The sequence below is a fragment of the Streptomyces panaciradicis genome, assembly GCF_023516615.1.
In the GTDB taxonomy this organism is placed as follows: domain Bacteria; phylum Actinomycetota; class Actinomycetes; order Streptomycetales; family Streptomycetaceae; genus Streptomyces; species Streptomyces panaciradicis.
The window spans coordinates 1-8,159 of the sequence record NZ_JAMGBF010000242.1; the positions used below are offsets into that span (position 1 = coordinate 1).

Annotated in this window: 6 protein-coding genes; 1 reads left to right on the forward strand and 5 read right to left on the reverse strand. The window is 74.6% G+C overall.

Features of this window, described 5'->3' with window-relative positions:
* The coding region (locus M8J74_RS42555; protein WP_249841524.1) for a MinD/ParA family ATP-binding protein at positions 1 to 1,516 on the forward strand (1,516 nt) is incomplete at its 5' end.
* An 83-nt stretch (positions 1,517 to 1,599) separates the two neighbouring features.
* Here the strand turns inward: M8J74_RS42555 and M8J74_RS42560 are convergent.
* The 5 genes from M8J74_RS42560 to M8J74_RS42580 all read right to left on the reverse strand — a co-directional run bounded on the left by M8J74_RS42560 (position 1,600) and on the right by M8J74_RS42580 (position 8,147).
* On the reverse strand, positions 1,600 to 2,547 hold the full coding sequence (locus tag M8J74_RS42560) for a bifunctional riboflavin kinase/FAD synthetase (RefSeq protein WP_249841525.1): 948 nt from the start codon (positions 2,545 to 2,547) through the stop codon (positions 1,600 to 1,602).
* Between the two features lie 129 nt (positions 2,548 to 2,676).
* Entirely contained in the window at positions 2,677 to 6,192 is a 3,516-nt protein-coding gene (locus M8J74_RS42565; protein ID WP_249841526.1) for a trypsin-like peptidase domain-containing protein, read from the reverse strand.
* A 275-nt stretch (positions 6,193 to 6,467) separates the two neighbouring features.
* A complete protein-coding gene (gene truB, locus M8J74_RS42570; protein WP_058922652.1) occupies positions 6,468 to 7,373 on the reverse strand; it encodes a tRNA pseudouridine(55) synthase TruB in 906 nt (301 codons plus the stop codon).
* Positions 7,370 to 7,816 carry a 30S ribosome-binding factor RbfA gene (gene rbfA / locus M8J74_RS42575; RefSeq protein WP_058922653.1) on the reverse strand — a complete coding sequence of 149 codons (447 nt, stop codon included), beginning with the start codon at positions 7,814 to 7,816 and terminating at the stop codon, positions 7,370 to 7,372. The genes truB and rbfA overlap by 4 nt, the downstream gene beginning before the upstream one ends.
* Positions 7,817 to 7,853: 37 nt before the next feature.
* Complete coding sequence (locus M8J74_RS42580) at positions 7,854 to 8,147, reverse strand: DUF503 domain-containing protein (protein ID WP_249841527.1); 294 nt, start codon at positions 8,145 to 8,147, stop codon at positions 7,854 to 7,856.
* Positions 8,148 to 8,159: the final 12 nt, after the last annotated feature.

The window sequence follows — 8,159 nt, forward strand, 5'->3', positions numbered from 1 at the left end:
ACCGCACCCGGGTCCGCCCCCGGCAGCGGGATACGGCTACCCCCAGGCCCCCGGCCACCCCGCGCAACCCCAGCCCCAGCCCCAGCCCCAGCCTCCGCAGCCCGGCTACGGCTACCCGCCCCACCAGCAGCCCCAGCCCCCGGCCGGCTACGGCTACCCCCAGCCCGACCAGGCCCAGCAGCCGCAGCCGCAGGCACAGCCGCCCGCCCCGCAGCCCCCCGCCCAGCAGCAGCCCCCCGGCCCCTACGGCAACCAGGGCGCCCCGGCCGGCCAGGGCGGCTGGAGCGCGCCCCCCGGTCCGCAGGCCGGTCCCGGTGCCGCTCCGCAGCAGCAGGCCGCCCCGGGCACGCCGCTCGGCTACAACGCCGCCGTCGAGCTCTCCTCGGACCGGCTGCTGCGCAACCAGCCGAAGGCCCGCAAGAACAACCAGGGCCCCTCGCGCTTCAAGCTCGGAGCCAAGAAGGAGCAGGCCGAGCGGGAGCGGAAGCTGGGACTGATCCGTACGCCGGTGATGTCCTGCTACCGGATCGCGGTCATCAGCCTCAAGGGCGGTGTCGGCAAGACCACGACGACCATGTCGCTGGGCGCGACCCTGGCCACCGAGCGGCAGGACAAGATCCTGGCGATCGACGCCAACCCGGACGCCGGCACCCTCGGCCGCCGCGTGCGGCGCGAGACGGGCGCCACCATCCGTGACCTGGTGCAGGCGATCCCGCAGCTCAACAGCTACATGGACATCCGCCGCTTCACCTCGCAGGCGCCCTCCGGTCTGGAGATCATCGCCAACGACGTGGACCCCGCGGTCTCCACGACGTTCAACGACCAGGACTACCGCTCCGCGCTGGACGTGCTGGGCAAGCAGTACCCGATCATCCTCACCGACTCGGGTACCGGTCTGCTCTACAGCGCGATGCGCGGGGTGCTGGACCTGGCCGACCAGCTGATCATCATCTCCACCCCGTCGGTCGACGGCGCGAGCAGCGCCTCGACGACGCTCGACTGGCTGTCGGCGAACGGCTTCGCCGACCTCGTCCAGCGGTCGGTCACCGTGATCTCCGGTGTCCGCGAGACCGGCAAGATGATCAAGGTGGAGGACATCGTCGCCCACTTCGAGACCCGCTGCCGCGGTGTCGTCGTGATCCCCTTCGACGAGCATCTCGCGGCGGGCGCCGAGGTGGACCTGGACATGATGCGGCCGAAGACGCGCGAGGCCTACTTCGACCTCGCGGCGCTGATCGCCGAGGACATCGCCCGTACCCAGCAGGGCTTCGGCAACCCCAACATGCAGTACCAGCAGCCGCAGCAGGGCTACCCGGCCCCGCCGCAGCAGCCGCAGCACCCCCAGCAGGAGCTCTACGGCCGGCCCGGGCAGCCGCAGCCGGGTCAGGGCTGGGGTCAGCCCCCGCAGCAGCAGCCCGCGCCGGGCCAGGGCTGGCAGCAGCAACAGCCGGCGCCGCCGCAGGACCCGCGGCAGGGTCAGCCGGGTGCCGTACCGCCGGGCTGGACGCAGCAGTAGCCCGCACGGCGTGACGACGAAGGGCGGCCAGTGCCTGAAGGCACTGGCCGCCCTTCGTCGTCACGCCGTGCGAGGCGCCGCGATTACTCGGCGGCGGCCACCAGTTCGCGGCAGCGCTTCACGTCCTCGGCCATCTGCTCCAGCAGGCCGTCCAAGGACTCGAACTTCGCCTGCCCGCGCACGAAGGCGAGGAAGTCCACCGCCACGTGCAGCCCGTACAGGTCGAGTCCGACGCGGTCGATCGCGTACGCCTCCACCGTGCGCTCCGTGCCGTCGAACTGCGGGTTCGTGCCGACGGAGATCGCGGCGGGCATCGCCTCGCCGTTCACGTGCAGCCAGCCGGCGTAGACGCCGTCGGCAGGGACGGCGGTGTGCGGCAGCGTCTCGACGTTGGCGGTCGGATAGCCGAGCTCCCGGCCCCGCTGGGCGCCGCGGACGACGACGCCCTCCACGCGGTGCGGGCGGCCGAGGATCTCGGCGGCGCCCTGGACGTCGCCCTCGGCGATCAGACGCCGGGTGAGGGTGGAGGAGAACGGCTCGCCGCCGCCCGCCTCGCCGGTGACGTACAGGTCGACGACCTCGACCTCGAAGTCGTACACCTTGCCCTGCTCGCCGAGGAACTCGACGTTCCCGGCGGCCTTGTGGCCGAAGCGGAAGTTGGGGCCCTCGACGACCGCCTTGGCGTGCAGCTTGTCGACCAGGACCTTGACGACGAAGTCGGCCGGCGACAGCTTCGAGAACTCCTTGGTGAAGGGGAGGATCAGGACCGCGTCCACACCCAGGTCCGCGCACAGCTCCGCGCGGCGGTGGTGCGGGGCGAGCAGGGGCGGGTGACTGCCGGGGCGGACGACCTCGCTGGGGTGCGGGTCGAAGGTGACGGCGACGGAGGGGACGCCCAGCTGGCGGGCGCGGTCCACGGCATGCCGGATGATCAGCTGGTGCCCGCGGTGCACCCCGTCGTAGGAACCGATGGTGACGACGCTGCGCCCCCAGTCCTCGGGGATGTCCTCCAAGCCACGCCAGCGCTGCACTGTGACCGCTCCTCGAACCCGTGTCCGTGTGTACCGACCTGTTACGCAGGTCTAAGGGTGCCATGCCGGGCCCATCTCGCCCGCATCGGCATGGGGGCTGTGACCCGACGCACGTGGGGGGGGAGCGGTTCAGGCGGGGACGCGGACGCCCGCGAGGTTCTCGATCATCCGGCGGGTGCTGGGGCCCACCACCGCCGACCAGGCCTGCGGGCTGTCGGTGAGCCAGCGGGCCATCCGGGCCGCGAAGCCGGGCACCTGGCGGCCGAGGTCCACCAGGCCGCGGTCGAAGCGGGCCGCGCCCTCGGGGGTGCGGACGAGCAGCAGGCCGGTGCGGTGGACGAGGTCGCGGACCTCCTCGCCGTCGGCGAGGGCGGTGGCGTGCAGCAGGGCGTCCAGCACGGCCGGGGCGTGTTCATGGGCGAGGAGGAAGTCGAGGAGTTCGCGGCGCAGCGGCCGGGAGGCGGCGGCGCCCGGGACGGCGAGTACGGCGGCGAGGGCGGCGCGGACCTCCTCCGGGCCGCCGTCGAGGAGGCCGGTGACCAGCGGCAGCAGGACGGCGCGCGCCTCGGGCCCCTGGTCCAGGCGCCGGTCGACGTACGCGGCCACGTCGCCCGCGGTCTCCGGGCGCCGCTCCACGGCCTCGCGCACCAGGTGGGCGACCCGGCGGGCCAGCGGGGGCGTGGTGACGTCGGCGAGGGTGCGCAGCGCGTCCCCGGCGTCCGGCCCGTGCAGCCGTCGGCGGAAGGCGTCCAGGACCTGTTCGGGGTGGGTGGTCAGGGCGGCGACGAGGGCGCCGGCCGGGAACCGCGGGTCCCCGGCCGCGAAGTGCCGCAGCGCTTGCGGGAGATGGCGGGCACGCGTGCGGGGGTCGCGTACGAGGAGGGCGAGCGCGGCGCCGTGCAGCTCGGCGTCGGTGGGGCGGGCGAGCAGGGCGAGGGCCGCGTAGCGCAGCAGTTCGCGGTCGGCCTCCGTACGGACGTGGGAGGCGGCCCGCAGCCCGTACGCGGCGGCCGCCACCCGCCGGGCCGGCCGCTCGTCGTGCGCCCACCGGTCGACGGCCCGGCAGACGGCCGAGGGTTCGTCCTCGGCGAGCACGGCGAGCAACTCGTCGGCCCGCCGGTGCGCGCAGTCGACGAGGACCTCGGTCAGATCGTCCAGGGCGAGGTGCCGGTGGGTGTGCAGCAGCGCCTGCGCCGCCTTGGCGACGGTCGCGTGCGGGGTCGCCGGGAGCGGCCGGTCGTCGTCGAACCAGTGGGTGAGCAGGGGTTGTACGGCGGCGGGGTCGGCGGCGAGGAGGCGGGAGGCGGCGTCGAGGAAGCGCGGGGAGTGGGCCGCCGCCGGGTCCTGCGGGGGGCCGTCGGCGGGCAGGAGGCGGCGCAGGAGGTCGAGACGCTCGGGTTCGGGGAGGGGCAGGGCGGTCCAGAAGGCGGGGCCGAGCGGACCGCGCTCGGTGCGCGTCGATGCCGCGAGGCCGTCGGCCAGTTGCCGCAGTACGCCGAGGTACGGCGTCGCGTCCGGGACGCGCAGCAGGGTCTCGGTGAGCAGGCGCGCGGCCCACCACGAGTCGGGGTCGCCGTGCAGGGCGCGGGCCAGCTCCTCCAGGCGGAGGGCGAGTCGGCGACTGCCGTGGTCGCGGGCCAGCAGGAGCAGGGCCTGGACGACGGGGCCGATGCGGTGGTGCGGCACGGGGACGGGGTGTGCGGGAGCGGCCGGGCGGTGGACCAGGGCGCGCAGGGCCTCGTCCAGGTCGAGGTGCATGCCCTGGATCCAGTCGGCGAACTCCTCGTGGGCGAAGCGGTAGCCGGTGCCGGCGGGCACGAGGAGGCCCTCGGTGAGGACGGCGGAGGCCCAGCCGGTGCCGCCGCCGAGTCGTGCCGGGGCCTGCCCCCAGGGGAAGGTCGCCTCGAACGCCGCCCGGTCCAGCTCGCCCTGGCCGGGGCCCAGGCTGCGCCGGGCGGCCTCGTGGACCTGGCCGCAGACCCTGGCCGCGAGACGGCGTACGGCGGTGCCGCGCAGGCCGCTGTCGGCGGCCAGGCGCACGGCGATGCGCAGGCACACCAGGTCGAGGTGGGCGGAGAAGACGTCGTAGCGGTCCATACGGGCGCCGGGGTCGCCGGGGACGGCGGTGAGGACCTCGGAGAGGAGGCGCAGGGTGAGGGGATGGCGGGCATCCGGCCCGTCCAGGAGGTCTTCGGGAACGCGGTAGCGTGCGCGGGCCGTGCGGGCCTCGTCCTCGCCGAGGTCCCCCAGGCGCACGCACGGCGGCTCCCCCGTCGGGGAGGGCTTCGCGCCGGCGACGGCCGGCTCCCCGGGGTCGTACAGCAGCTCCCGCGGGAACTCCGCGCCGGCCCTCTCCCAGTACTCCTCCCTGCATGCCACCACCAGCCGCGCCCCGGTCGTCCGCAGCCAGGCCGCCGTTCCCTCCGTCCACTCGGGCAGCCGGTGGGCCAGGACCGGCGGCATCTCCTCGGGGCCGTCCAGGAGGAGCAGCAGGGGGCGGCCGGCGGCGTGGGCGATCCGGGCCAGGCGGTCCGGGCCGAGGTCACCGAGGTCCGGCGCCGGGGCGGACCCGGACGCCGCGACGATGCGTGCGGCGCGGGTCAGCGCGCGGCGGGCCGCGTCCGCGACGGACGTGTCGTCGTCCCGCAGGTCGGCGCCGCGCAGCCAGAGGGTGGGGGCCGGTGCGGCGCCGTGGTGGCGGCGGGCGGCGAGGGCGGCGAGTTCCGTCGTACGGCCGCTGCCCGGTGCGCCGACCAGGCCGAGGACGGCCGTCGGGGCGCCGGCTCGGGTGAAGGAGGTGAACTGCCCGGCGGTGTCGGTGCGTTCGACCGGCGGCACCGCTGCCGCCGGCTCGCCCTCGATGCGGCCGACGTGCCCCGCCAGGGTGCCCGCCGGGCCGTCCTGCCCCACCGACGTGGCCGTCAGTTCCAGTACCCCGGCGAGGTTGAGGTCGGCTCCGTAGGCGGGGACCGTGGCCGCGTTCAGGGCGAGGAGGTCGGCCAGGGGGCCGGCGGGTGCCGGGCGCAGGGGGACGGCGAAGCCGGTGTCGCGGTGGCCGTTGTGCAGGGCCGTGCCGAGGACGCCGACGACCGCGCCGGTGCCGGCGTCGAGCACCGGGCCGCCGGCCGCACCGCCGCCGAGCCGCAGCGCGTCCTGCCCGGCCGTGCCGATGGCCAGTTCCAGGGCGTCGTCGAGGGCGTGGAAGCGGTCCGTCGCCGCGTAGGTCACGGCGGTGGCGGCCAGGACGCGCGCCTCGCGCCAGCGGCCGGCCGCAAGGCGCACGTAGGTGCCGGTCTCGACGCGCTCGCGGACGGTGACCGGCAGGGGCGGCACGCCGAGGCCCTCGGTGCGGACGAGGGCCAGGTCCAGCTCCGGCAGTGCCGTCACCGCCTCCGCGGTCACCAGGCAGTCGCGGTCGCCGTCGGCGCGCAGCACCAGCCGGGGCAGTCCGTCGACCGCCTCGTGGCTGGTGATCACCGTGCCGTGGTGGTCGGCCACGAAGCCGATGCCGCGGGGGCGCCCGGCGAGGTCGTGGATGCGGACGAGAGCGTCGTCGCCGGGCTCGTGCGGCGGTGGTCCGGGAGCCGCCGGCCCGGTCGCCGTCGCCCGGTGACCGCCTCCGCCTCGCGGGCCCCGTGCCGCCATGGCGAACCTCCCGCCGTACACCTGTGCCGTACATCCGTGCCTTGTTTCCCGACGGTAGGCGTGCGGTGATCGGTGGGACAGATCGCGTGGTGAACGCGCCCCCTTCCGCTCCCCCGGTTCACTCCGAGCGCCTGCCCGCACGGGTGAACAGCGGGGGGTCGGTGGATACACCCTAGGGGTGGGGGAACCGAGGGGGGACCGTGGAGCGGCGGCGCAACCCCGTGATCGCCGCTCCACGGGCAGGCTCCCCGGTCCCCGGTCTACCGGCCTCCCGGTCAGCCGAAGACGGCCAGGCTCTTCGCCTTGCCCTTGTGCGCCTCGACGAGCGCGAGGAAGCGGCCTTCGGGGTCGAAGACGGCGACCGTTCCCGCCGAGGCGTACTCGTCGGGCATGTCGAGGCGTACGCCGTTCGTCAGCAGCCGGGCCCGCTTGGCGTCCACGTCCCAGCGGGGGAACGCGGCCGCGGCGGCCTCGGCGACGGGCATGACGGTGAGCTCCTGCTGGAGCTGCTCCAGCGTCCGCGCCGCGTCCAGCTTGTACGGGCCGACGCGGGTGCGGCGCAGGGCCGTCAGGTGGCCGCCGACGCCGAGGTCGGCGCCCAGGTCGCGGGCGAGCGCCCGGATGTAGGTGCCGGAGGAGCAGACGACCGACACGACGAGGTCGAGGACGGGGGTGCCGTCCTCGGCGACCGCGTCCCGGACGTCGTACACCGCGAAGGAGGAGACGGTCACCGGGCGGGCCGGGATCTCGAACTCCTCGCCCTCCCGGGCCCGCTTGTACGACCGCACGCCGTTGATCTTGATGGCGCTGACCTTGGACGGCACCTGCATGATGTCGCCGGTGAGCTTGGCGATCCCGGCGTCGATCGCGTCCCGGGTGACCTTCGAGGCATCGTGCGACCCCGTGATCTCGCCCTCCGCGTCGTCCGTGACCGTCGTCTGCCCGAGGCGGATCGTGCCCAGGTACTCCTTCTCGGTGAGCGCCAGATGGCCCAGGAGCTTGGTCGCCTTCTCCACGCCCAGCACGAGCACGCCCGTGGCCATGGGGTCGAGGGTGCCCGCGTGCCCGACGCGGCGCGTCTTCGCGATGCCGCGCATCTTGGCGACGACGTCGTGCGAAGTGAAGCCCGACGGCTTGTCGACGATGACAAGCCCGTCGGGCGTGGTGGTCTTCTGCGTCATTCGGCGGTGTCGTCCTCGTCCTCACCGGGCTTCTTGTACGGGTCCGCCTCACCGGCGTAGGCCGCACCCGCCGAGACCTCGCGCACCTTCGCGTCGGACTCGCGCGCCTTGTCGAGGAGGTCCTCGATGGTGCGGGCGGTGTCCGGAAGGGCGTCGGCCACGAACGTCAGCGTCGGCGTGAACTTCACGCCGGCCGCCGCGCCGACCGCGGAGCGGAGCACGCCCTTGGCGCTCTCCAGACCGGCGGCCGCGGCGGCCCGCTCCTCGTCGTCGCCGTAGACGGTGTAGAAGACGGTCGCCTCCCGCAGGTCCCCGGTGACCCGGGTGTCCGTGATGGTGACATGGGAGCCGAGCCGCGGGTCCTTGATCCCGCGCTGCAGCTTCTGGGCCACCACCTCTCGGATGAGGTCCGCCAGCCTCTTGGCGCGCGCGTTGTCGGCCACTGGTCCGTCTCCTTAGTAACTTCTCTTGCTGCTTGCTTCAGTCTTCGTCGCTGTGGAGCCTGCGTCGAACCGAGAGCAGTTCCACCTCGGGCCGGGCCGCGACCAGCCGCTCACAGCGGTCCAGTACGTCGGTGAGGTGTCCCGTGTCCCCGGATACCATCGCCAGCCCGATCTCGGCCCTGCGGTGGAGGTCCTGACTGCCCGTCTCCGCCGCACTCACCGGGTACCTGCGCTGGAGCTCGGCCACGATCGGACGGACGAGAGAGCGTTTCTCCTTCAGCGAGCGGACGTCACCGAGGAGCAGGTCGAAGGACAGAGTCCCCACATACATGTGTGTCCGGAT